The following is a 24134-nucleotide window of genomic DNA, read 5'->3' on the forward strand; positions in this document are numbered from 1 at the left end:
GCAAAAGCAAAAGCCCGGTCTTTACCGGGCTTTTGTCTGAGCCCGGAATTGTCGGGGTTTTGATAAACGAAGCGTGATCGCTCCGTTAATCGTGGGTTCAGCCACACGTCCCTAGGCTGTAGAAGTATACGACACCGCCCACACAAAGGCGGAAATCAGAACAACAGAAATTCACGTTATACGGCCTGTCGACCGTCGTGAATGGAGGAAGTCAGATGAAAAGCTATGTGAAGAATATCCTGGCTGTCGGTCTTTCTGCAATCGTGGTTGCAGGCGCGATCGTTCCGGCCGAAGCCGCCATGCCGGTGCCCGTCGCGCCGAAGAGCGTTGAATCCACCGGCAACGACGCCAGCAAGAACATCGTCAACGTCCAATACTGGCGTGATCGCGATGGCTGGGGCGATCGCCGCGGCTGGTATCGCGGCCACCGTGGTTATCGCGATTACCGTCCGGGCTATCGTCACCATGACGGTTACTGGTTCCCGCTCGCAGCCTTTGCGACGGGCGCGATCATCGGCGGCGCACTCTCGCAGCCGCGTGAAGTGTACCGCCCGGTACCGGAATATCGTCCGCGCCCGGTCTATCGCGAATATCGCCCGGTCCGCCGCGGCGGGCTGAGCCAGGCGCATGTGAACTGGTGCTATGGCCGCTATCGTTCCTACGATGCCTATAGCAACACGTTCCAGCCTTACCATGGTCCGCGCCAGCCCTGCTATTCGCCTTACAGCTGATAGAATAGAGGCTTAAATTGAAAGAGCCGTCCGGTCATTGCCGGGCGGCTCTTTGCGTTACAGGATTCGCGCGCGTTTCAGCACGAACCAGGCGAGCGCAACCGAAATCGCGATGAAGATGCTGGCCGACAATGTGCCGCCCGTGCCAACGGTAAACGGCAGCTCATCCGTATTCATGCCGAAGAAACCGGTGACCAGCGAGGGCGGCAGCAGGAATGCCGTCATCAGCGACAGGATATAAAGGTGCCGGTTGGTTTCGGACGAGAGTTTGGAATCGATTTCTTCATGCAGCAGCCTTGCCCGCTCCTGCAGGGCGTAGACGTCGTGGTCGACAGCCTCCAGACGGCCCATCAGGCGTGAGGCGACATCCTCGAAACCATTCGGCATCTCGTCATCATCGGCGGCCGAAGCCCGCCGCATCAGGGTCAGCACGGTGCGCAGATGCCGGTGCAGGCGAACCACCGTGCGGCGCAGCGGGGCAAGACGCCGCCGTTCGTCACGGTTCTCGCTGTCATAGACCATATCCTCGATGGCGTTCAGTTCTTCCGTCGTCTCCATCACCAGATTGATGAGCGAGCGCTGGAATTCCGCCACCAGCCCCTCGAACACATGCGATGGCGTGAGGTAACGGTTGGAATTCTTGTCGATCGCTGCTTTCAGCCGGTCCACCGAATGCAGCGGCTGCAGGCGGGTGGTGATGATGAAACGGTCGCTCACCGCAAAATGCAGCCAGCCGAAATCGCGCGTTTCCTTGTCGAATTCCCGCTGGAAATCGACAAGCGTGCCGTAAAGCGATTTTTCATCGACCACGATGGACGGATGCGTCTCATGGGTGGTGAGGATTGCCCGCGCCGCCGGATCGAGACCGTCGATGGTCTCGAGAAAACCCGCCACACGCTGATCGGCGAGGTTGAGATGCAGCCAGAAGAACCCTTCGCACTCGGCCATTTCGTGAAAGCCGGCATCGGGCGCGAGCCGCCGGCAGGGGGCTGTGCCGGGATGAAACTGATAGGCCCAGACAAGGCCGGGAATAACGGGTGTTACGAGATCCATCGTGGCAGTCCTGACCGGCTGGATGGGAGGAGGGAGGCGTCCGTCGTTCCGGTGTGGGAGCGGCGGCGGCGAGGCGCCTTTCAGCGCATGCTGAGCAAATTCATATGACAGTTTTATAACAATCCCGCCGAAATGACGGGAATTTTCAAATTGACGTTTACGTAAAAATCATTTAGCCCGAAGGCAGTAGCAAGATGCCAGAGCTTCGGGAGGAGGCAGCATGTATAGCGCGCCGGTGGACGATATCGCCTTTACACTCAAACATGTAGCGGGTCTTGAAGACGCGCTGTCTGCGGGTGCGCTGGGAGACCTTGGGGAAGATCTGGTCGATGCCATTCTGCACGAAGCCGGCCGTTTCGCCACCGCACAGGTCGCGCCGCTCGCCGAGATCGGCGACCGCCAGGGCGCAAAGCTTGCCGACGGCAAGGTGACGACACCGGATGGCTGGGCCGATCTTTACCGCCGCTGGGCGGAAGCGGGCTGGAACAGCCTGACGGCGCCGGAAGAATTCGGCGGCCAGAACCTGCCGCATATGCTGAATGTCGCCGCACTCGAAATGTGGAATTCCGGCTCCATGGCCTTTGCGCTGGCCCCGACGCTGACCATGGGCGCGGTGGAAGCCCTTGTCGCCCACGGCAGCGATGACCTCAAGCGCACCTATCTGCCGAAACTCGTCTCCGGCGAATGGACCGGCACGATGAACCTCACCGAGCCGCATGCGGGTTCGGATCTCGGCGTCCTGAAGACCCGGGCGGAGCGCAATAGTGATGGGACCTACCGCATCTTCGGGCAGAAGATTTTCATCACCTGGGGCGAACACGATGCGGCGGACAATATCATCCACCTCGTTCTCGCCCGCCTGCCGGATGCGCCGGCCGGCACGCGCGGCATCTCGCTTTTCCTCGTGCCGAAATTCCTGCCCGATGACAACGGTGCGCCGGGCAGCCGTAACGATCTGTTCTGCCATTCGCTCGAACACAAGCTCGGCATTCACGGCTCGCCCACCTGCACGATGGTCTTCGGCGATGGCAAATTCGGCGAAGAGAAGGGCGCTCTTGGCTGGCTGGTCGGTGAAGAGAACAAGGGTCTCGCCTGCATGTTCACCATGATGAACAACGCCCGCCTTGCCGTCGGCATGCAGGGCGTGGCGATCTGCGAAGCGGCGACTCAGAAGGCCATCGAATATGCCAGGGAGCGCACGCAGGGCAAGGCGCCCGGCTGGCAGGGTTCCGGCATGAGCCCGATCATCGAACACCCGGATATCGCCAGAACGCTTCTTACGATGAAGGCGCTGACGCAAGGATCGCGGGCAATTTCCTTCAGCTGCGCGCACGCCATTGACATGGCGCACGCGAGCGAAGACGCCCCGCAGCGCGCTCACTGGCAGGAGCGCGCTGCCCTTTTGACACCCATCGCCAAATCCTTCTCCACCGATGCCGGCGTCGATGTCGCCTCCATGGGCATTCAGGTGCATGGCGGCATGGGCTTTATCGAGGAGACCGGTGCTGCGCGTTATCTGCGCGATGCCCGCATCGCGCCGATTTATGAAGGCACCAATGGCATTCAGGCCATCGATCTGGTGCTGCGCAAGCTGCCGCTCTCCGAAGGCGCGCAGGTGCGCGGTTTCATCGCCGAATTGCGTGAGGTCGCCGCCCGCACAGCCGCTTCGAACCGCGACGATCTTGGCGAGACCGGCCGTTATCTCGAAGCCAGCCTCGCCGATCTGGAAACGGCGACCGACTGGCTGCTGGACCGCATCAAGGCAGGCGAAACCGAAACCGCGCTCGCCGGCGCGACACCCTATCAGCGCCTTTTCGGCCTGGCGCTCACCGGCGCCTATCTCGCCAAGGGCGCTTTGGCCGCCGTCGATGATGGCAGGAGCGGGCATCGCGCAGCCCTTTGCCGTTTCGCGGCGGAAAATCTGCTGGCGGAAACGGCAGCGCTGAAGGACCGCGTTATCGCCGGCGCGGCAAGCCTTGCCGCCGCCCGCACCGTATTGGCTTGAGGAGGCTCAGATGTCGGACGAACACATTCTCGTCGAGCGCGTCGGCCATGCGCCGGAAGTTTTGACCATCCGCTTCAACCGGCCGGACAAGAAAAACGCCATCACCGATGCCATGTATCTGCGCATGGCAGACGCCCTGCATGCCGCCAATGCGGACCCGGAAATCCGCGTCGTCGCCTTTCTCGGCACGGAAGGCTGCTTCTCCGCCGGTAACGACATGGCCGATTTTCTGGCCTTCGCCATGTCGGGCGGAAAGGGGAAGCTTGCCGCGCTCGAGCTTCTGAAAGCGCTCGTCGCTTTCGAAAAGCCCATGGTATCCGGCGTCGACGGGCTCGCCATCGGCATCGGCACGACGCTGAACCTGCATTGCGACCTGACGGTCGCTTCCAGCCGCAGCCTGTTCAAGACCCCATTCGTGGATTTGGCGCTGGTGCCGGAAGCGGCCTCCAGCCTGCTCGTGCCGAAGCTCATGGGACACCAGCGCGCCTTTGCGCTGCTTGCCATGGGCGAAGGTTTTACTGCTGAACAGGCGTTGCAGGCCGGGATGATCTGGAAAGTCGTCGCCCCTGAACAGGTGGAGAGCGAAACGCTGGCGCTTGCCACCCGGCTTGCGGCCAAACCGCAGCAGGCGCTGAAGATCGCCCGAGATCTGGTTCGCGGCAACCCGGACGATCTTCTCGCCCGCATCGAAGAGGAAGGCCGTCATTTCATCGCGCAGCTGCAAAGCGCCGAAGCGCGCGCCGCCTTCGAGGCATTCATGCGCCGTTAAGCGTTCCGGCAGGAATTCCTTGCGGTTAAGCAACCGGGCAATATGGGTTGGGTTAAATAATGCAACGTCATCGCCCGAAAGCCACCCGCATGCGTCACGTCGTGTTCGCCCTGTCCGTCTTCCTCTGCGCCGCCACTGTCACCGAAGCGGCGGCGATAACGCGCCCTCCGGCGGCTTCCGCCGGCAATATCATTCTGGCGCAATCCGTCATTACCGAAGATGATGGCTCGGATTATTATTCCGGCCGCAATCGCGACCGCCAGCGCCGCGCCCGTTTCGTCTGCGTCATCACCCCGCCGGAGAGCGCCAATCGCCGCCGGCCCTATGTCTGCCCCATCGAGCGGGGCCGCGTGGGCGGCGCCTGCCGCTGCTCGGGCGTGGTCGGTAACGGCACGGTCGATACGGCCTGGTGATTATTTCTCCAGCGTCGCCACCGCTTCCACATGCGGCGACCACAGGAACTGGTCGACCGGCGTGACGCGGGTGATGCGATAGCCGCCTTCCATAAGGATGGTGAGATCGCGCGCAAGCGTCAGCGGATTGCAGCTCACCGCAACGATCTTCTTCACCGTGCTGCGGGCCAGTTCCTTGCACTGGAATTCCGCACCGGCGCGCGGCGGATCGAAGACGACAGCATCGTAATTCTTCAGTTCGCTTGTCATCAACGGCCGGCGGAAGAGATCGCGTTTCTCGACACTCACCGGTTTCAGGCCCTGCGTGTTGCGAGCGGCGAAGTCCAGGGCCTTCAGCGGCTTGTCTTCCGCTTCCACCGCATGCACCTTGCCGATGCGTGCGAGCCTCAGCGCGAAGGTGCCGGAACCGCAGAAGAGATCGGCAATGCGCTTGGATTTGCCGATATGGGCAAGCACCAGCTCGGCCATGGCGTCTTCCGCCTGTTTCGTCGCCTGCGTGAAGCTGCCGGCTGGCGGCGAAACCGCAACGCCGCCGAATTCGATGATCGGCTTTTGCGGTTCGATCAGAATTTCACCTGAGAGCGAAACACGGGCAATGCCGCGCATGGCAAGCACCGTTTCTGTGAGTGTGCGCCGCTGCTTGTCGCTGACCGACTTGATGCCTTCGACCGAAATATCGAGACCCGAGAGCGTTTCCAGAACGGTGATGCGGAACGGTTCGGCATTCGCCACCATGGAAAGGCCGATGGCGCGGATAGCGTCCAGCCGCGAGACGATCCCGGGCGAGGTGACGGGACATTCCTCGATAGCGACGATGTGATGGCTGTTCGCCTGACTGAAACCGAGCAGCAGGCCCTTTTCCGTCTTGCGGGCGGCGAACACCGCGCGGCGGCGCTCGCCGGGGCGACAGATGACGAGATCCTCCACCGGCGGCGTCAGGCCTTTTGATTTCAGTGCCGAAACCACCAGCTCCCGTTTGTAGACATGGTAAGGTTGGTCGGCGAGGTGCTGCAGCGAACAGCCGCCGCAGGTGCCGTTCTTGCCATCGGGTCCGAAATGGCGGCAGGCCGGTTCACGGCGCTCCGCCGAGGCTTCCGTTATCGACATGACGGTGCCGTGATCTTTCACCTTCGCAATCGCGACCGTTTCGCCGGGCAACGCGAAGGGCACATAGACCGGGCCGTCGGGACAGTGCGCGATGCCGTCGCCCTGCGCGCCGAGGCTCTTGATGGTGACGGTCTGTGTGCTCATGGCTTTTCGCCTCCGAGAAGAAATTCGATGTTGCCGTCGCCGCCGGAAATCGGCGAGGGAATGAGGCCGAGGCTTTTCCAGCCCATGTCCTCGGTCAGCCAGCGTTCCAGTTCGGCGGCCACGGCAGGCGCCGTTTCCGGTTCTTTCAACAGTCCGGCCTTGCTGATGGCGTCACGCCCCGCCTCGAATTGCGGCTTCACCAGCAGAACCGCGAGAGCGCCGGTTTCCGCAAGCTCGAGTGCCGGCGCAAGCGCAAGCTTCAGCGAAATAAAGGACACGTCGGAGACGATGAAGCCGATGGGCCGGTCATCGATATCTTCCGCCGTCAGGAAGCGCGCATTCAGCCCTTCCAGATTGGTCACGCGCGGATCGTTCTCGATTCTGGCATGCATCTGCCCGTGGCCGACATCGATGGCGGTGACGTGTTTTGCGCCGCGCTCCAGCAGTACCTCGGTGAAGCCGCCGGTCGAAGCGCCGACATCGAGACAGTCATGGCCCGACGGGTCGAGCCGGAAATGATCGAGCGCGGCCACGAGCTTCAGCGCTGCGCGCGAAACATAGGCCTGCGCCGGATCGCTGATGGCGATTTCGGCATCGCCGGCGACGGTCTGGCTCGGTTTGGTGACGATTTTACCGTTGACGCTCACGGTGCCGCGCGCAACCGCGTCGCGCGCGCGCGAGCGGCTGGCGAAGTGGCCGAGCGACACGAGAAGCTGGTCAAGCCGTTCATTTTCAGATGTTTTGGACATGGTCCCGTGTCAATGACCGCCAAACCCCGCCGATGCAAGCGATTTATCGCTGAAAGAGGCCCGCGATGCCCGCTGTCGCCCATTGATGTTGCACCGCAAAGTCAGAATGTTCGATTAATCCAATATAAAGGCTTGTATTGCACTTTGTGCACAAGGCCCGTGCGGCCACCGGAACCTGCCATGACGGCATCTCCTCCCATCCACAAAATTGCGGCCGTTGCAGCGCAGACGCTTGCTTCGAGGCATCGGGTCGCCGAGAGAGTTTGCGATGTCGCTTAAAAACCTCCCCATCAATCTGAAGCTCATAGCCACCTTCTGTGCCTTGATGAGTGTGTGCCTGCTCGCGTCCGCGGTCGTATTCTGGCAGACGCTGGGGAGCGAGCGTGTCACCATCGAAAACAACCGCACCAAGGATATCATTCAGGCCGTGGATGGCGCGACGGCCGCCATGCTGGAGCAGGCCGTCAACCAGCGGGGCTTCCTGCTGTTTCGCAGTGACAGCACCTATAACGATGTATTCGCCCAGCGCGATCTGATGCTGAAGAAGCTCGATGAGGCTCGCGCGCTGGCTGTCGGCCAGCCGGACATCCTGTCATCCATCGACGACATGCAGAAATCCGCCACCGTGTTCTTCAAGGAACTGGCGGAACCGCAGATCGCCGCACGCAAGACGACCGAAGCGCCGATTTCCGAAATCATCGAAATCGGCCGCAATCAGGCCAAGGGCCAGCTCGATGGCTTCCGCGCCTCCGCCGCCAAGATCAAGGAGCAGTTGAACGGCCTGTCCGCCGCTTACGCGGCAGAACAGCAGGCAGCCGCACTGAACCTGAAATATGCGCTTCTGGGTGGCGGCGCTGTCGCCGGTCTTCTGGCCGTTGCCCTCATCTGGGCGTTGTCGCGCTCCATCGTCACGCCCATCGTTGGCATGACGGCGGCGATGAGCAGGCTCGCCGATGGCGATCTGACGACGGAAGTTCCCGCCACGGATCGTGGCGACGAAGTCGGCAAGATGGCGAAGGCCGTTCTGGTCTTCAAGGAAGCCGGGCTGGAAAAATCCCGCCTTGCCGGCGAGACCGATCGCATGCGCTCCGCGACGGAGGCTGAACGCCGCCGCAACGAGGAAGAAAAGGCCAAGGACGAAGCCGCCAGCGCTTTTGCCAGCGCCGAGCTTGGCAAGGGCCTTGCCGCTCTCGCGGATGGCGATCTTTCCTATCGCATCGAGACGCCTTTTGCGCCTGCCATCGATCCGGTTCGCGTGAATTTCAACAGCGCCGTCGAAAAACTCCAGCAGGCGCTGCGCACCGTCGGTGAGAACGCCGCCGCGATCAATGCCGGCGCTTCGGAAATGCTCTCCGCCGCCGACGACCTGTCGCGCCGCACCGAGCAGCAGGCGGCCTCCATCGAGGAAACCGCCGCAGCCTTGGAAGAAGTCACCACCACGGTGCGCGACAGCGCCCGCGGCGCGGAAGATGCCGGCAATCTGGTTCAGCGCGCTCGCGCCGGTGCGGAAAAGTCCGGTGTCGTGGTCCGCAAGGCGGTCGCCGCCATGCGCGAAATCGAGAAGTCCTCGGGCGAAATCGGCAACATCATCGGTGTCATCGACGATATCGCCTTCCAGACCAACCTGCTGGCGCTGAACGCCGGCGTCGAAGCCGCCCGCGCCGGTGATGCCGGCAAGGGCTTTGCGGTGGTTGCGCAGGAAGTCCGCGAACTTGCCCAGCGTTCCGCCAATGCCGCCAAGGAAATCAAGACGCTGATCGGCGCTTCCAGCCAGCAGGTGGAAAACGGCGTCAATCTGGTCGACGAGACCGGCAAGGCTCTGGAACTCATCGTGGCGGAAGTCGAAGAGATCAATGCCCATGTCAGCGCCATCGTTGTCGCTGCCCGCGAACAGGCGACCGGCCTGCAGGAGATCAATACAGCCGTAAACACCATGGATCAGGGCACGCAGCAGAATGCCGCCATGGTGGAGCAGCAGACCGCCGCCAGCCATTCGCTGGCCCGCGAAGCGGAAGCGCTGAACAGCCTGCTCGGCCAGTTCAGAATGGATGGCGCACGCGCTGCCGTTGCCAGTGCCGGCGGCTATTCCGCGCCGCGCCAGTCTTCCGCCAGACCCGCCTTCCAGTCCGCGCCGGCCGCACCGGCCCGCAAGGCTCCGGTAAAATCGGCCTCCGCAACCGCAAGGCCTGTCGCCTCGCCGGCGCGTGCGCTTGGTCAGAGCCTCGCCCGCGCCTTCGGTGGTGCTGCCGAAGCACCGGCTGCCAAGGATCAGGACTGGACGGAGTTCTGAGCGGGCTTTCAGATTGAACCTATGGATTGGGGGCCGAAAGGCCCCCTTTTTGCGTCGGTCATTTCAGGCGGGAAACGCCGCTTGGAGTTTTTTCGCTTTTCTTCGAATCGCGAAAACACTCTAACTCTTTGTTTTGGCGCATTTCCGGACGGAAGACCGGGGTCCACTTTTTCTGGAAATGTTCTATGTGCCCTGTAGCCGGAACATCCGCGCAAAGAACAGCTCGTCCGACAGGCGGTGAAGCAGGGCGGCAATACCGGCGGTCGCGGCAATGGCGAAAACAAGCCGCCCGGCCAGGACGCCATAGACATCCGCGCCAAGCGACATCACCACGAGCGTGTCCTCGATCACGCTATGGGCAAAACCCATGAACACGCAGGACAGAAACACCTGCCGCGGCGAGATCGTCCCCGATTGCGCCTCGCGGATCAGGAAGCCGGCGCCGTAGGAAATGCCGAGAAACAAGCCGATCGCGGTAAGATGTTCAGCCTCGCCGCGAATGCCCGCAAGACGCAGCAGGGGCGAGAGCGCTTTCATCATTAGCGCCAGAAGGCCGGTCAGCCTGAGGATTTCAAGGCAAAGGGAAAGTGCAAGCAGGATGACGAGCATCCAGACCATGGTTTCCCCGAGGCCGAGGAAATAGGCGGTCCATTCAGGTGTGGCGCTCATCGCAATCCAGGCGGGGTTTACCGGGCCCGATAGCCATCCCATCGCCTCCAGAACGTGATGCAGCATGAAGGCATAGAGCAATCCGCCGCCGACGCGCAGCGCCGTGGTGACGATCATGCCCGGTCCCGCCTTTTCAATGATCTTCTGTTCGATGGGCAGGCCATGGGCGAACAGGATGAGTGCCGAAAAAACGGTGATATCCGCAACGGTGAGTGACGATGCGGGCACAAGCGTGAAGATGAGCGGCACCGCACCCCATATGCCGACCAGCATTGCTGTCAGCCAGGCAAGACCAAGCTCCGGCGGCAGCCCGATGAGGTTCATGACCGGCGCAAAGGCAGGCGCCACCGCCTCGATTGCGCCCATCCTCGACAAGAGCTCGGTCAGAATGGCAATCGGAACCGTGATCCGCACAAGCACCCAGTAGATTGCAAGCGTTTCCCGCGTTTTTTGCCAGACGGGCAGGAAAAGTGACATGTGAGGCTCCCTGAAGGTTGTTCCCATTCACTAATCCCGGCGCGTTCGCATTTGCGGTCAAAGATTGCAGTTTCATGCAATTTTATTGCAAATCTAGTGGCGAGCGATATGCTGCCGGCATGGATCGGATCGACCGGAAACTTCTGAACCTTTTGCAGAACGATGCGTCGCGCACCAATGTGGATATGGCCGATGAAGTCGGGCTGTCTCCATCCAGTTGCCTGCGCCGCCTGCAGCGGCTGCGCAAGTCTGGCGTGATCGACCGCATCGTGGCGATCCTCAACCCCGCAAAGGCGGGACGGGTGATCAAGGCTCTGGTGACGGTGGAGCTGAAATTGCACGGCGAGCAGCATATGCGCCGCTTTCTGGATATTGTGAGCGCCGAAGAGGCCGTGTCGCAGGCCTATGCCGTCACCGGCGCAACCGATGTCGTGCTGATGCTGCGCCTGCGGGATATGGAAGAATTCGACGCCCTGTGCGACAGGCTCTTCCGCGACCAGCACAATGTTGCGCGCTTTGTCACCATGGTCGTCATCAAGACGGCGAAAGAGGAAACGGCCATAAGGCTTTAACCGGAGCCCTTCAACGCGGGACATTCCCTCGTCTAGGAACCCGTTTCGCCACGACGTTTTTTGGAGAGGTGTGTTTTGAATAGTGAAATCGAACTGCCGGTACAAAAGCAGCTTGAGGCGTACAATGCCCGTGACATCGATGCCTTCATGCTCTGGTGGGCGGATGATTGTCAGTATTACGCTTTCCCGGCGACGCTTCTGGCAGGAAGCGCGGCAGAGATTCGGGAGCGTCACATCGAGCGCTTCAAGGAACCGGATTTACATGGGAAACTGCTGACGCGCATTGTCGTTGGCAATGTCGTCATCGACCATGAAACGGTCACCCGGAACTTTCCGGAAGGAAAGGGAGAGGTCGACGTTGCCTGTATCTATGAAGTTGAGAACGGCAGGATCGCCAAGGCCTGGTTCAAGATCGGCGAACCGCTGATATTGTCGCGAAAATCCTAGCGCCGCGCAAAGGATAGGCGCGCGCGGCTTTCCCATCGTCCGTGTCGCTATGCGGCGTGATTCGCACGCATGGGGTGCCAGACGGAAATATCGCGCGGGGCGTCGAGAAGCTCGGGCAGGGCATCGTGCCATGCCTGCCGATAGGGGCGGTGGATCTGAACGTCGATGACGTCCTGATGGTCGCTCCAGGTCTCGTGCAGCAGGAAGCGGTTCTCGTTTTCGCCATCCCGGTGCAGGGTTGCGTTCACGAAGGTCTTTTCATGCCGCATGGCGTCGAGCAGCGCATTCAGCAATTCGAGAAAGCGGTCGCGCTGGCCGGGACGGACCTGGAAACCGATGAGATAGGTGGTGTGCACGGGGTCTTACTCCTTGGTGCCTTGCATCAGTGCTTCGCGGGTTGCCGGGTCGGCGGGATAAAAACACTCCAGCACCAGTTCGGACAGCGTGACGTCTGTGGCCGTTCCGAAAACCGTGGTGGTGGAAATGAAGCTCAATATGCCGCCCGAAGATGGATCGCGAAGCTGGAGCGGTATGGCCAGAGGGTCGGCCCCGGGGGCATGGGGCGAGGCCTTTGGCGCGGGATAGGCCGCAAGCTCCGCATGCAGCCGGGAAAGCACCTCGTCTCCCGTCTCTTCGACCTGACGGCGCAGGCGTTCCAGCAGGTGATGACGCCATTCGGCAAGATTGACGATGCGCGAACTCAGGCCCTGCGGATGCAGGCTCAGCCTCAAGGCATTGAGCGGCGGGCGACGCAGCTCCTCGGAAACGCCCGCCAGAAGCGACGTGATCGCCCCATTGGCGAGAACGATGTTCCAGTGCCGGTCGACGGCAAGGGCGGGGAAGGGCATATGTCCGTGCACCACGGTTTCAACCGCCTGCCGGGCCGCCGCCATATCAGGCGCATCCATCGGCCGTTCGGAATGAACAGGCGCATAACCAGCCGCCAGCATCAGCCGGTTGGCGGCGCGGGCGGGCATGGAAAGCTGCTCTGCCAGTTTCGCGAGCATCTCGCGGCTGGGGGATGATCGCCCGCTTTCCACGAAACTCAGATGGCGCGCGGATATGTCCGCCTCCATCGCCAGATCGAGCTGGCTTAACCTACGGCGCGCACGCCATTCCTTCAGCACCTGGCCGACATGTTCTCGATGATGTGTCATGCCCGCAGCCTAGCAGAAGAGAGCGCCAATGCGATTACCTCTGAGGTAATTGTTCCGCTTCCCGACCCCCGGCATGTTTGGGCCGTCAACCAGAAGGAGCGCAATCATGACGCAGCATCTCGCAATCGCCCAAACCTATCTCGCAGCCTGGAACGAAGAGGACAGTGAACGCCGCAGGCATCTCGTCGGTCAGGCATGGGCAGAAAATACGCGCTACGTCGATCCGCTGATGCAGGGCGAGGGGCAGCAGGGGATTGCCGCGATGATCGAGGCGGCGCGGCAGAAATTTCCGGGATATCGTTTCGTGCTCACAGGCACCCCGGACGGCCACGGCAATTTCACCCGTTTCTCATGGCGTCTGATTTCGCCTGACGGAGACGATGTCGCTGGCGGAACCGATGTCGTCAGCCTGAATGCCGAGGGGCGGATCGAAAATGTCGTCGGTTTTCTCGACGGCGCTGCATCCTGAGGCAGAGGCGGGATCGTCCCGCCTCCTGTCCCGGCAATCGTGTCAGCCGGCGAAACCGACGCCGGCCTGACGCTGGCCGAGCGCATTGAACACGGTGGAAACGATGCCGGCCCGGTCGAGGCCGGCATTAGCATACATGGTCTCGGGCTTGGCCTGCTCCACCCACTGGTCGGGCAGGGTCAGCGTCCGGACCTTGGGGCCGTGGTCGAGCAGGCCGGCGCTCGCCATGAAATGCAGCACATGCGCGCCGAAACCGCCAACGGAGCCTTCTTCGATGGTCACCAGCACCTCGTGGTGGCTGGCCAGCTGGCGGATAAGATCGAGATCGAGCGGCTTGGCGAAGCGCGCATCGGCGACCGTCGTGGAAAGGCCAGCTGCTTCAAGGTCTTCGGCCGCCGCCAGGCATTCCGCCAGGCGCGTGCCGAAGGAGAGCAGCGCGACCTTGGTGCCTTCCTTGATGATGCGGCCCTTGCCGATCTCAAGAATCTCACCGCGCGCGGGCATCTCGACGCCCACACCTTCGCCGCGCGGGTAACGGAAGGAAATCGGGCCTTCGTCATAGGCCGCCGCCGTGCGCACCATATGTTTCAGCTCCGCCTCGTCGGACGCCGCCATCACCACCATGCCGGGCAGGGTGGCGAGGAACGTCGTGTCGAAGGAACCGGCATGGGTCGGTCCATCCGCACCGACAAAACCGGCGCGGTCGATGGGGAAACGCACCGGCAGGCTCTGGATCGCCACATCATGCACCAGCTGGTCGTAACCGCGTTGCAGGAAGGTGGAATAAAGCGCGCAGAACGGCTTGTAACCGTCCGCCGCAAGTCCGGCCGCAAAGGTGACGGCGTGCTGCTCGGCAATGCCGACATCGAACGTGCGGGCCGGGAAAAGCTCGGCCATCTTGTCGAGGCCGGTGCCGTTCGGCATGGCGGCGGTGACGCCGATGATCTTGTCGTCGAGGGTGGCTTCCTGAATCAGCGCTTCGGCGAAGACGCTGGTATAGCTCGGCGCATTCGGCTTGGCTTTCGCCTGCGCGCCGGTGATGACATCGAACTTGTTGACGCCGTGATATTTGTCGGCCGCCGCTTCCGCCGGCGCATAACCCTTGCCCTTCTGCGTCACCACATGGATGAGAACAGGGCCTTTCTGGTTGTCGCGCACATTGCGCAGCACCGGCAGCAGGTGATCGAAGGAGTGACCGTCGATCGGGCCGATGTGATAGAAGCCAAGCTCCTCGAACAGCGTGCCGCCGGTCACGTAACCGCGCGCATGGGTCACGGCGCGGGTAATGGCGCGGTCGATGGTCTTGCCGAGATAGGCGGTGAGTTTCTTGCCGAAATCGCGGAAGCCCATATAGGTGCGGCCGGAGGCGAGGCGCGCCAGATAGGCGCTCATCGCGCCCGTCGGCGGCGCAATCGACATGTCGTTATCATTGAGGATGACGATCAGCCGCGCATCGAGCGCGCCGGCATTGTTCAACGCTTCGAACGCCATGCCCGCCGACATCGAGCCGTCACCGATGACGGCGATAACCTTGCGGTCGCTCTGATCCAGACCCGCCGCTACCGCCATGCCGAGACCGGCGGAAATGGAGGTGGAGGAATGGCCGGCGCCGAAATCGTCATAGTCGCTTTCGGCCCGCCGGGTGAAGCCGGAAAGCCCGCCTTCCTGACGCAGGGTGCGAATGCGGTCGCGACGACCGGTCAGGATTTTATGCGGATAACATTGGTGGCCGACATCGAAGATCAGCCGGTCTTCGGGCGTGTTGAAGACCTTGTGGATGGCAATCGTCAATTCCACCACGCCGAGGCCCGCACCCAGATGGCCACCAGTCTTCGACACCGCGTCGATCATCTCGTCGCGCAGTTCCCGTGCCAGTTCCGGCAGGTCGCGATCGTCGATCTCCTTGAGATCGGAGGGGAAATTCACCCGGTCGAGCAGTGGGGTCTGGGGCATTCCGGTCAATCGTTCGGCCTTTTCTCGTGGTCAGCAGGGGGCACCGGAGCGTCTTTCATGGTGAAAGCCGACGGTCCATTCCTGCATGTCGTACACTTCTATAGAATTTCAACCTTCCGGCAAAGGGACAAACTCTTCTTCGTCGCCGGGAACGATATCGAAGCGTCCGGTTCTCCACTCCTGTTTGGCCTGCTCTATGCGTTCTTTTGATGACGAAACGAAGTTCCACCAGATGTAGCGACGCTGATTGAGCGCCGCCCCGCCAAAGATCATGATGTGACAGCCATTGCTGCCGGCCTGAAGCGTGATGTCGTCACCCGGCCGGAAGACGAGCAACTGATCGGCGGCGAAGATATCGCCCGCTACATCGAGCGAACCGGACAGAATATAGATCGCCCGTTCCTCATGATCGGCGGAGAAGGGAAACTTTACGCCCGGTTCCAGCGTCAGGTCGACATAAAGCGTATCGGTAAAGGCTGAAACCGGGGAGGTGAGGCCTTCGAATTCGCCGATCACCACCCGGCCGGTAGCGCCCTTGATATCGATCAGCGGCATGTCTTCCCTGGCCGTATGGGCAAAGGCCGGGTCGATTTCTTCCATATGGTCCGGCAGGGCAAGCCATGTCTGCAGGCCGGACATGGAAAGCGGATGGCCGCGCAGGTTTTCCGGCGTGCGTTCCGAATGCACGATGCCGCGCCCGGCCGTCATCAGGTTGATGTCGCCGGGGCGGATGACGAGTTCGGTGCCGAGACTGTCGCGATGCTTGATTTCGCCGTCGAACAGATAGGTGACGGTGGAAAGCCCGATATGTGGATGCGGTTTGACGTCGAGCGCCTCGCCCGCTTTCAGGATCGCCGGTCCCATGCGGTCGAAAAAGATGAAGGGGCCGACGAGACGCCGCTGCCGGGTCGGCAGCGCACGACGCACGGCAAAGCCCCCAATGTCGCTGGTGCGCGGAATGATGAGGTTTTCGATGGCGTCGCAGGCAAAGGCGTCACCCGCGACGGGATCGTTGCCGGGAAAGAAGGACATATTTTGCTCCTCGTATCTTCGAACGGGAGTTTATCACAACTGATGGTGCGGGGGAGCATCGGGATATCGAACGCTGTGTTTGTGCGTCGTTAGCAGATGGGGGGAGCGAATTTAACTCTGCTTAACCTACAAACTCCCTCATTCCTGTGCTTGTCACAGGAATCCAGCCAGCCCAAGTCCTTGGGCTGAAAAGACTTTTCCCGCCGCGCAGACGCGCGTCGACTGGATTCCTGTGACAAGCACAGGAATGAGGGAGGGTGGGGTCGTTTGTCGAAGCAACGAAACGTTCCGCCTGCCGGACAATCACTCCCCGTCCAGCGGCTCCACGCCCTGCGGCTTGCCCGCACGATCGAGGCGAATCTTCTCGATTCGCTTTTCGGCAGCGTTCAACAGTGTTTCGCAATGCTTCTTCAGGGCTTCGCCGCGCTCATAGATGGCGATGGATTCGTCCAAGGCCACGTCTCCGCGTTCCAGGCGTGCGACAATGCTTTCCAGCTCGGCGACGGCTTTTTCAAAGGAATAACCGCTGACATCGGCTGTGTTGGCATTTTCCGTCATGTTCAACCCTTCATCATTCTCAAAATATGCATGGCTGCCGATTCCGCCAGCCCTTCCAGATCATAACCGCCTTCCAGCAGGCTGACGACCCGGTTCGACGTGTATTTATCGGCCATTTCCAGAAGCCGGCCCGTTGCCCAGTCGAAATCCTCGCCCACCAGATTGATCTGCGCCAAGGGATCGCGGTGATGCGCGTCGAAGCCGGCGGAGATGAGGATGAGATCGGGCGAAAAATCGGCAATCGCCGGCAATACGCGGGATTTGAAGGCCTCGCGGAAATATTCGCTGCCGGTGTTGGGCGAAAGCGGCGCGTTGACGATGTTGTTCTTCACGCCGGTTTCGTTTTTGTCGCCGCTCCACGGGTAAAGCGGCATCTGGTGGGTGGAACAGAACAGCACGGAGGTGTCGTTCCAGAAGATATCCTGCGTGCCGTTGCCGTGATGCACGTCCCAGTCGATGATGGCGACGCGCTCCGCGCCGTGCGCCTTCTGCGCATGGCGGGCGGCAATCGCCACATTGTTGAAAAGACAGAAGCCCATGGCCTTTGCGGTTTCGGCATGGTGGCCGGGGGGGCGGGCGGCGACGAAGACATTATCGGCAGCGCCGGTAAACACGTCATCCACCGCCGCCATGGCGGCACCGATGCCGGTCAGTGCCGCCTGCAGGCTTTTTTGCGAGACGTAGGTGTCGGCCTCGACGCGGTTGATCTCGCCATCCTCTTCGGGGATCTGCCGCATGATGGCAAGCAGATGCTCCTCCGGATGCGCCAGCAGCACCGCATCCTCATTCGCCTGCGGCGCTTCTTTGCGTTCCAGCCGCTCGAAATTCGGGTGTTCGAGCGCGATGTTCAGCGACCGCAGGCGGTCCGGCCGCTCGGGGTGGCCGGATGGCGTGATATGCTCCAGGAAGATCGGATGTTCGTATAAACGCGTCGCCATTCTTTTCCTCCCGAAGAAAGTCCGTTCAGGCGCGCTGCGGCAGAAGCGGATAACCGGCCATCACGGCGCGGCCGGCAAGTGCGGCAAGCACGGCCTTCAGCGCATCGCCCGGAATGAAGGCGAGCGAACCCATGAAGGCCTTTTCGAAACCAAGGCCGACGACCAGCGCCAGATAGGTGATGCCGAAAGCATAAAGCACGACCACGCCGCCAATCAGGCTGGCGACGAAAAAGCCGATGCCCTGTGTGAGAGCGGACTGGCCGCGATTGACGAGTTTTTCCGAGAGCGTGCCGGTGACGAAAACCGCCGCGATCCAGCCGATCAGGAAGCCCGTGGTCGGCGTCGTGAAGATCGAAAGGCCGCCGCGTCCGCCCGAAAGCACCGGCAGGCCGATGGCGGCAATCAGGATCGTCAGGAGAACCGCCAGCGTACCGCGCTTCGCGCCCAGCACGACACCGGCCAGCATGACGCCGAGCGACTGCGCGGTGATCGGCACGGGAATGAAACCGAGCGTGATCGGCGGCAGAAGCCCGAGTGCGATGATGATGGCGGAAAACAGCGAAATCAGCACAAGGTCGCGGGTCGTCATGGCTCGGAAACTCCGGATGGTTATCTGGCCGTCAGCTTTGGCCTCTGAAACCGCGCGCGTCAATGGCGTCGGCAATGGCATCGGCATCCTTCAACGTCATAATCACCAGCGGCACGATGATGGTGGCCATCCGCACAGGCAGGCCGCGCGCCCGATGCGCATCGCGCACCGCATGGTAACGGTTGACGATTTCAGGCACGAAGCGCACGACGAGCCCGACAGAGAGCCCGATATCGGCGGCCTTCACCAGCCCCAACTTCTCGAGAGGGGCGGCGGCAAGCGCAATTTCGTCCATGAATTGCGAGATGCTGACGGTGATGGTGACAGCGGTGGCAAGCAGCGCCAGCGCCGTCAGCCGCAAAAGATTGACACTGGCATCATGGGCCGGAAGCAGCAGGTAGCTGAAGGCGGCGACGAGGAAGATGGTCAGCATCACCGGCCGCAGCCGCAGGCCGATATCCTTGAAGGGCAGCCGTGTGGCGCCCAGAATAAGTGCGGCCAGAACCGTCGCGCATGCGAGAACCAGCAGATCGCGGGTGAGGAACAATGCGATGCTGAAACCCATGAGCGTCAGGAGTTTGAGGCGCGGCGAGACGCGGTAGAGCCAGCCGGTGCCTTCCACATGCAGCGATTTCATCGCGATGCCACCTCCAGATAGTGCGCCACCGCTTCTTCGGGTGCGGCGTCGGCAACCAGTGCGCCTTCATGGAACACCAGCACCCGGTCGAAACCCGCAACCAGCGGCAGATCGTGGGTGATGACGATCAGCGCCTGCGACAGCGCCGCCATGGTCTTTTCCACGGTGGCTCGGTTTTTGAGATCGAGCTGGTTGGTCGGCTCATCGAGAATGAGGATTTGCGGTTCGGTGACCAGAAGCGCCGCCAGCGCTGCAAGCTGCAATTCGCCGCCGGAAAGCTCATGCGCGCGCCGTTCTTCGAGGTGAGGTATGTCGAGCCGGGCGAGAACGGCTTTCACCCGGGCTTCGGTTTCGGCCTTGCCGAGGCCGAGCCGCTTCAGCCCGAAGGCGACATCGTCACGCACGATTGGCAGGATGATCTGGTTCTGCGGATTCTGGAAGATGAAGCCGACCGCCTGCAAGACCGCCTTGGCGTCGCTCACGGTGTCGAGGCCGTTCACCGAAACCTTGCCCTCGCTCGGTTTGTTCAGCCCGTTGATCAGCCGCGCAAAGGTGGTCTTGCCGGAACCATTGAGGCCGATCACGCCGATGCGCCGTTCCGTCAATGTCACAGACAGCGGCTGCAGGGCCTGGCGGCCCTCGAAAGCGACGCCGGCGGCGGTAAAACGGATTTCCAAGCTTACATCCTCACGCTCTTTTTCCGGTTCTATACCCCGTCATCAACAGAAGTGAAACAAGGAACAAAAAAAGAACATTGCAATCGCGAAAAAGCCGTTCTACCTTCTGCGCCATGGCGATCAAGGTTTCGAACGAAGCGGCAAGGCGGATTTTTCTGGCGCGGCAGGGGCTTTCCTCTCCGCCCGGCAAGGCGCTTTCCAAGGATGGCCTGTTGCAGCTCATCACCGATATCGGTTTTGTGCAGGTGGACAGCATCGGCACGGTGGAGCGCGCCCACCACCAGATTATTTTCTCCCGCAACCAGACCTACAGGCGCGGCCATCTGACCACGCTTTTGGAAAAGGACCGGGCGCTTTTCGAGCACTGGACGCATGACGCCTCCATCCTGCCGACGGAATTTTATCCCTATTGGAAACATCGTTTCCGCCGCCGCGAGCCGATCATTCAGGAGCGCTGGCGCAAATGGCACGGCGAGGGCTTCGATGCGGCTTTCGGGGAAACGCTGGAGCGCATCGCCGCCACCGGTCCGGTTCTGGCGCGTGAACTGAAGGAGGAGGGGCATCAGTCCGGCGGCTGGTGGAACTGGCATCCCTCCAAAACCGCACTCGAATATCTCTGGCACACCGGCAAGCTCGCGATTGCCGGCCGCGTCAATTTCCAGAAGGTCTATGATCTCGCCGAACGGGTCATTCCCGGCGAGCATCACGAAACCGAGGTAGAACACACGGAATTTGTCGACTGGGCCTGCCGTGAGGCGCTGAAGCGGCTGGGTTTCGCCACCCATGGCGAAATCGCCGCGTTTTTCGATCTCGTCACGCCGCAGGAGGCGAGGGACTGGGTCAAAAGCCATCGCGATGAACTCTGCGAGGTTTCGCTTCTCTCCAGCGACGGGGACAATGCCCGCGCGTCTTTTGTCTTTGCCGATTTCACCGCTGACCTGACAGACGTGCCGGAACCTTCCGCCCGCGTCCGCGTCCTCAGCCCCTTCGACCCGCTGCTGCGCGACCGAAACCGCACGGAGCGGCTGTTCGGCTTCTATTACCGCATCGAGGTCTTCGTGCCGGAGCCGAAACGGCAATATGGCTATTACGTCTTCCCCCTTCTGGAGGGTGACAGGCTGATCGGCCGCATCGACATGAAGGCGGATCGCAAGCGCGGCACGCTGGATGTGCGCCGCCTGTGGCTGGAGCCCGGTGTGCGTGCTTCGGCCGGTCGGCTGGAGAAGCTCGACGCGGAACTGGTGAGGCTGGCGAAGTTTACCGGGGTGGAGAGTGTGAACTATCTGAAGGGCTGGCGGGAGGAAAACTGAGGTCTTTCGCTCGGGACACTGTGAGAGTGACATCCCACCGCGCGATGCCGTCTTCGCCTCTGAGGTAGCACGGCGTCGCCGCTTGTTTCTTCTCCCCGTCGGGGAGAAGGTGGCCCGAAGGGTCGGATGAGGGGGCAAGCTCTCCGTATATCGGCAACGTGGCCCCCCTCAACCCGCTGCCGCGACCTTCTCCCCGGCGGGGAGAAGGCGAGGATGCATCCACTCGCTTCACAATTGCCTGGAAAACCAAGGCAAACCCCAAAACATCACCCGATATCCGTCGCCGAAATCTTGATGCCGAAGCCTTCAAGGCCGACATAATGCCGCTCCCGCGTGGTCATCAGCTTGATGGAACTGATGCCGAGGTCTTTCAGGATTTGCGCGCCGAGGCCGATTTCCAGCCATTCGTTTTCGCGCGAACGGGCCTGCGCATGCGCCTCATCCGGATCGCGCGCCTTGCGACGTCCGGCCACCTGGCCGACGCCGACCGAGCCTTCACGCAGATAGACGATGACGCCGCGGCCTTCTTCGGCGATCTTCTGCATGTAATGCCGCACCGGCTGACGGTCGCCGAACACGTCGTCGGCGACATTTTCCGGGTGCAGGCGCACGGGAATGTCGATGCCGTCACGGATATCGCCGAAAATCACCGCCATATGCTGCATCGGGTCCCAGGGCAGGGAATAGGTCTGCGCCTTGGCGGGTCCGAAGGGCGTCTCGATGGTGAAGGAGGACTCCATCTCCACCAGCGTTTCCTTGCGCTGGCGATAGGCGATGAGATCGGCGACCGAAACGTGCTTCATGCCGTGTTTTTCGGCGAAATCCAGCACCTGCGGGCCGCGCATCACCGTGCCGTCGTCATTCACCAGCTCGCTGATGACGCCGATGGGCGGCAGGCCGGCGAGCCGGCAGAGATCGACCGCCGCTTCGGTATGGCCGGAGCGCATCAAGACGCCGCCCTCGCGGGAAATCAGCGGGAAGATGTGGCCCGGCCGGGTGAAATCGGAAGCGCCGACATTGGGATTGGCAAGGTTGCGCACCGTGAGCGTGCGGTCATCGGCGGAAATGCCTGTCGTGGTGCCGTGCTTGAAATCGACGCTGACCGTGAAGGCCGTGGTATGGGCGCTGTCATTTTCCGCCACCATGGCGTTGAGGTTCAGCCGCTTGGCTTCCTCGCGCGGCATGGGCGCACAGACGATACCGGAGGTGTGGCGCACGATCAGCGCCATCTTCTCCGGCGTGCAGTGAACCGCCGAAATGATCAGATCGCCTTCGTTCTCACGGTCGTCATCATCGGTCACGACAACGATTTCACCGGCTTCGAAAGCGCGGATGGCGTCCACGACGCGTTTCTGGTCATAGGCCATGGCGATATCCCCTCACTTCAAACGGCCGGTCTGGCCGCGATCCCTCAGATAATGGTCGGCAACGGTGCAGGCGATCATCGCTTCGCCGATAGGCACGGCGCGGATGCCGACGCAGGGGTCGTGGCGGCCCTTGGTGCGCACATCCACATTGTTGCCGTCGGTATCGATGGAAAGACGCTCCGTCAGAATGGAGGAGGTGGGCTTGATGGCGAAGCGGGCGATGACAGGCTCGCCGGTCGCAATGCCGCCCAGAATGCCGCCGGCATGGTTGGAGAGGAAGATCGGCTTGCCGTCATTGCCCATGCGCATCTCATCGGCATTTTCCTCGCCGGAAAGCTCGGCCGATGCGAAACCTTCGCCGATCTCCACGCCCTTGACGGCGTTGATCGACATCAGGCTGGAGGCGATATCCTGATCGAGCTTGGCATAGATCGGCGCGCCGATGCCGGCCGGAACCCCTTCCGCCACCACTTCGACGACGGCCCCGATGGAGGAGCCGGCCTTGCGGATGCCGTCGAGATACTCTTCCCACACTGGCACCATGGCGGCATCCGGGCAGAAGAACGGGTTCTGGTCGACCTGAGCCCAATCCCAGTTGTCGCGGTTGATTTTGTGCTTGCCGATCTGCACCAGCGCGCCGCGCACATTGAGGCTCGGCACCACCTTGCGGGCAATCGCACCGGCCGCGACACGCGCCGCCGTCTCGCGCGCGGAAGAACGTCCGCCGCCGCGATAGTCGCGAATGCCGTATTTCAGGTCATAGGTGAAATCCGCATGGCCGGGGCGGAAGCGCTTGGCGATCTCGCCGTAATCCTTGGAGCGCTGGTCGGTATTTTCGATCAGCATGGAAATCGGCGTGCCGGTGGTTATCATCGTCTCGCCGTCCTCATCCAGCATCACGCCGGAGAGAACCTTGACGATGTCATCCTCGCGGCGCTGCGTCACGAAACGGCTTTGGCCCGGTTTGCGTTTGTCCATCCAGTGCTGCACCTCGGCAAGGGTGAAGCGAATGCCGGGCGGGCAGCCATCCACCACGCAGCCAAGTGCAGGCCCGTGGCTTTCTCCCCAGGTGGTAACGCGGAAAAGATGACCGAAACTGTTATGCGACATATTTTCAAAACCGGAAAACAGGGCGCCTGCGGGGAGCGCCGTTTAAGACAAGCGGATTTGTCTTAGTGGAAAATCCGGGCAAGGCAAAAGCCTTTCTTTCGCTGCGGCGGGATAAGTGCGGGGCACGGCGCCCTGACTGGAGACCCGCATGTCCGCGCCCTCATTTCTGGCGTGGCACGGGGAAGAGGGCAACGGGGCGATTCGCGCCGGCCGGAGACGTTTTTCGAAATGACGAAAATGTAAAAGCGCCGTCGTTTTCCACGTTAATCCGGAGTTTTCCAATATTGCCGGGAAATGCGGTGTAAAAATCACTAACGGCTTGAACACGATCCCAAATCCGTTCATCAATTGGGCCGAAAATGTCATGGTTGCGGGCAATTTCCGCCACATTCGAAAGGCAATTCTTCATGCATGTAAGGTTTTCACGCAAATCCACGAAAGCTAGATCGATGCGTATGATGATTGCCGCCCTTCTGGCCACCGCCAACCTCCTGATGCCGATCAACGGCTACGCCCAGAGCGTCGACGTGGAAGGCACGATCAGCAAGATCGATGCAAATGGGCTGAGCATTACGCTCAACGACGGCAAGACCTATCGCGTGCCGGAAGAGTTTAATTTCGAAGGTCTGAAAGCGGGCGTGAAGGTCGTGGTTTTCTACACGGAAGTGGATGGGAAACGCGTGGTCGACGATCTTCAGGTCGTGCAGTAAGCACCAGCCCCTCACGCCAAAACCTCCGTTGTGAAACGAGCGGATGCCTCTTGTTTCTTCTCCCCTTTCGGGGAGAAGTCCGCGGCAGCGGGATGAGCGACTGTCTTTGATGTCAAGCGTTTTGCCATGGTTTGTTGTCTCTGATGATGGCGTTGAGCATTGTCAGAAGCTTTCGCATGGTTGCGACGGTAGCGAGGATTT

General features: G+C 61.5%; 27 protein-coding genes. 10 read left to right on the forward strand and 17 right to left on the reverse strand.

Annotated elements, in window-relative coordinates; all coding sequences use genetic code 11:
• Positions 1-215 precede the first annotated feature (215 nt).
• A complete protein-coding gene (locus PIB16_RS03055; RefSeq protein ID WP_065654338.1) occupies positions 216-731 on the forward strand; it encodes a BA14K family protein in 516 nt (171 codons plus the stop codon).
• A gap of 57 nt (positions 732-788) precedes the next feature.
• Here PIB16_RS03055 and PIB16_RS03060 read toward each other — a convergent pair whose 3' ends face one another.
• Positions 789-1784, reverse strand: a complete 996-nt coding sequence (locus PIB16_RS03060) for a transporter (protein WP_271044951.1) — start codon at positions 1782-1784, stop codon at positions 789-791.
• Positions 1785-2004: 220 nt separating this feature from the next.
• Between PIB16_RS03060 and PIB16_RS03065 the strand changes: the two genes are divergently transcribed.
• From PIB16_RS03065 to PIB16_RS03075, 3 genes are all read left to right on the forward strand, one after another.
• Positions 2005-3789, forward strand: coding sequence for an acyl-CoA dehydrogenase (locus tag PIB16_RS03065; protein WP_271044952.1), 1785 nt, complete (start codon positions 2005-2007; stop codon positions 3787-3789).
• A 10-nt stretch (positions 3790-3799) separates the two neighbouring features.
• Positions 3800-4558 carry a crotonase/enoyl-CoA hydratase family protein gene (locus tag PIB16_RS03070; RefSeq protein WP_271044953.1) on the forward strand — a complete coding sequence of 253 codons (759 nt, stop codon included), beginning with the start codon at positions 3800-3802 and terminating at the stop codon, positions 4556-4558.
• 89 nt (positions 4559-4647) lie between these two features.
• A complete protein-coding gene (locus PIB16_RS03075; RefSeq protein ID WP_065654334.1) occupies positions 4648-4971 on the forward strand; it encodes a hypothetical protein in 324 nt (107 codons plus the stop codon).
• Here PIB16_RS03075 and PIB16_RS03080 read toward each other — a convergent pair whose 3' ends face one another.
• Both PIB16_RS03080 and PIB16_RS03085 read right to left on the reverse strand, forming a co-directional pair.
• Positions 4972-6222, reverse strand: a complete 1251-nt coding sequence (locus PIB16_RS03080) for a class I SAM-dependent RNA methyltransferase (protein ID WP_125144732.1) — start codon at positions 6220-6222, stop codon at positions 4972-4974.
• Positions 6219-6971 carry a TlyA family RNA methyltransferase gene (locus PIB16_RS03085; RefSeq protein WP_125144731.1) on the reverse strand — a complete coding sequence of 251 codons (753 nt, stop codon included), beginning with the start codon at positions 6969-6971 and terminating at the stop codon, positions 6219-6221. Before PIB16_RS03085 ends, PIB16_RS03080 begins: the two co-directional genes overlap by 4 nt.
• A gap of 268 nt (positions 6972-7239) precedes the next feature.
• On the opposite strand from PIB16_RS03085, the gene PIB16_RS03090 reads away from it, so the two are divergent.
• Positions 7240-9261 (forward strand): methyl-accepting chemotaxis protein, encoded by a 2022-nt coding sequence (locus PIB16_RS03090; RefSeq protein WP_271044954.1) that lies wholly within the window; start codon positions 7240-7242, stop codon positions 9259-9261.
• 183 nt (positions 9262-9444) lie between these two features.
• On the opposite strand, the gene PIB16_RS03095 is transcribed toward PIB16_RS03090, so the two are convergent.
• Positions 9445-10407, reverse strand: a complete 963-nt coding sequence (locus PIB16_RS03095; protein WP_271044955.1) for a nucleoside recognition domain-containing protein — start codon at positions 10405-10407, stop codon at positions 9445-9447.
• Positions 10408-10526: 119 nt separating this feature from the next.
• Here PIB16_RS03095 and PIB16_RS03100 point away from each other — a divergent pair, with 119 nt between their 5' ends.
• A complete protein-coding gene (locus PIB16_RS03100) occupies positions 10527-10979 on the forward strand; it encodes an Lrp/AsnC family transcriptional regulator (protein WP_078051176.1) in 453 nt (150 codons plus the stop codon).
• Positions 10980-11054: 75 nt separating this feature from the next.
• Positions 11055-11426, forward strand: coding sequence for a nuclear transport factor 2 family protein (locus PIB16_RS03105; protein WP_271044956.1), 372 nt, complete (start codon positions 11055-11057; stop codon positions 11424-11426).
• A 47-nt stretch (positions 11427-11473) separates the two neighbouring features.
• Here the strand turns inward: PIB16_RS03105 and PIB16_RS03110 are convergent, their stop codons facing one another.
• Entirely contained in the window at positions 11474-11782 is a 309-nt protein-coding gene (locus PIB16_RS03110; RefSeq protein WP_271044957.1) for a putative quinol monooxygenase, read from the reverse strand.
• 6 nt (positions 11783-11788) lie between these two features.
• Positions 11789-12583 (reverse strand): helix-turn-helix domain-containing protein, encoded by a 795-nt coding sequence (locus PIB16_RS03115; RefSeq protein ID WP_271044958.1) that lies wholly within the window; start codon positions 12581-12583, stop codon positions 11789-11791.
• A 106-nt stretch (positions 12584-12689) separates the two neighbouring features.
• Between PIB16_RS03115 and PIB16_RS03120 the strand changes: the two genes are divergently transcribed.
• Entirely contained in the window at positions 12690-13052 is a 363-nt protein-coding gene (locus PIB16_RS03120; protein ID WP_271044959.1) for a nuclear transport factor 2 family protein, read from the forward strand.
• A gap of 42 nt (positions 13053-13094) precedes the next feature.
• Here the strand turns inward: PIB16_RS03120 and dxs are convergent, their stop codons facing one another.
• From dxs to PIB16_RS03155, 7 genes are all read right to left on the reverse strand, one after another.
• Positions 13095-15014, reverse strand: a complete 1920-nt coding sequence (gene dxs, locus PIB16_RS03125; protein WP_271044960.1) for a 1-deoxy-D-xylulose-5-phosphate synthase — start codon at positions 15012-15014, stop codon at positions 13095-13097.
• A 99-nt stretch (positions 15015-15113) separates the two neighbouring features.
• Complete coding sequence (locus tag PIB16_RS03130; protein WP_065654322.1) at positions 15114-16037, reverse strand: pirin family protein; 924 nt, start codon at positions 16035-16037, stop codon at positions 15114-15116.
• 303 nt (positions 16038-16340) lie between these two features.
• Positions 16341-16595, reverse strand: a complete 255-nt coding sequence (locus PIB16_RS03135; RefSeq protein WP_003503059.1) for an exodeoxyribonuclease VII small subunit — start codon at positions 16593-16595, stop codon at positions 16341-16343.
• 2 nt (positions 16596-16597) lie between these two features.
• Positions 16598-17533 (reverse strand): histone deacetylase family protein, encoded by a 936-nt coding sequence (locus tag PIB16_RS03140; protein WP_269828044.1) that lies wholly within the window; start codon positions 17531-17533, stop codon positions 16598-16600.
• Between the two features lie 25 nt (positions 17534-17558).
• Complete coding sequence (locus PIB16_RS03145; protein ID WP_020010590.1) at positions 17559-18122, reverse strand: biotin transporter BioY; 564 nt, start codon at positions 18120-18122, stop codon at positions 17559-17561.
• A 31-nt stretch (positions 18123-18153) separates the two neighbouring features.
• Positions 18154-18759, reverse strand: a complete 606-nt coding sequence (locus tag PIB16_RS03150; RefSeq protein ID WP_271044961.1) for an energy-coupling factor transporter transmembrane component T family protein — start codon at positions 18757-18759, stop codon at positions 18154-18156.
• Entirely contained in the window at positions 18756-19436 is a 681-nt protein-coding gene (locus PIB16_RS03155) for an energy-coupling factor ABC transporter ATP-binding protein (protein WP_174038872.1), read from the reverse strand. The genes PIB16_RS03150 and PIB16_RS03155 overlap by 4 nt, the downstream gene beginning before the upstream one ends.
• Positions 19437-19549: 113 nt before the next feature.
• On the opposite strand from PIB16_RS03155, the gene PIB16_RS03160 reads away from it, so the two are divergent.
• A complete protein-coding gene (locus tag PIB16_RS03160; protein WP_271044973.1) occupies positions 19550-20746 on the forward strand; it encodes a winged helix-turn-helix domain-containing protein in 1197 nt (398 codons plus the stop codon).
• A 266-nt stretch (positions 20747-21012) separates the two neighbouring features.
• Here PIB16_RS03160 and ribB read toward each other — a convergent pair whose 3' ends face one another.
• The 3 genes from ribB to PIB16_RS03175 form a co-directional block, all read right to left on the reverse strand.
• On the reverse strand, positions 21013-22113 hold the full coding sequence (gene ribB, locus PIB16_RS03165) for a 3,4-dihydroxy-2-butanone-4-phosphate synthase (RefSeq protein WP_003521085.1): 1101 nt from the start codon (positions 22111-22113) through the stop codon (positions 21013-21015).
• A gap of 12 nt (positions 22114-22125) precedes the next feature.
• Complete coding sequence (gene aroC, locus PIB16_RS03170) at positions 22126-23223, reverse strand: chorismate synthase (protein ID WP_080856033.1); 1098 nt, start codon at positions 23221-23223, stop codon at positions 22126-22128.
• Positions 23224-23383: 160 nt separating this feature from the next.
• Positions 23384-23632, reverse strand: coding sequence for a hypothetical protein (locus tag PIB16_RS03175; protein WP_162933995.1), 249 nt, complete (start codon positions 23630-23632; stop codon positions 23384-23386).
• Positions 23633-23672: 40 nt separating this feature from the next.
• Here PIB16_RS03175 and PIB16_RS03180 point away from each other — a divergent pair, with 40 nt between their 5' ends.
• The gene (locus tag PIB16_RS03180) at positions 23673-23933 is read left to right on the forward strand and encodes a DUF1344 domain-containing protein (protein ID WP_003521088.1); all 261 of its coding nucleotides are present in this window, start codon (positions 23673-23675) and stop codon (positions 23931-23933) included.
• Positions 23934-23944: 11 nt separating this feature from the next.
• On the opposite strand, the gene PIB16_RS03185 is transcribed toward PIB16_RS03180, so the two are convergent.
• Positions 23945-24134, reverse strand: a 190-nt coding sequence (locus PIB16_RS03185) for a hypothetical protein (protein ID WP_271044962.1), incomplete at its 5' end; no start/stop codon positions are given.

Source organism: Agrobacterium sp. ST15.13.015 (assembly GCF_027871645.1).
GTDB classification, from domain to species: Bacteria; Pseudomonadota; Alphaproteobacteria; order Rhizobiales; family Rhizobiaceae; genus Agrobacterium; species Agrobacterium leguminum.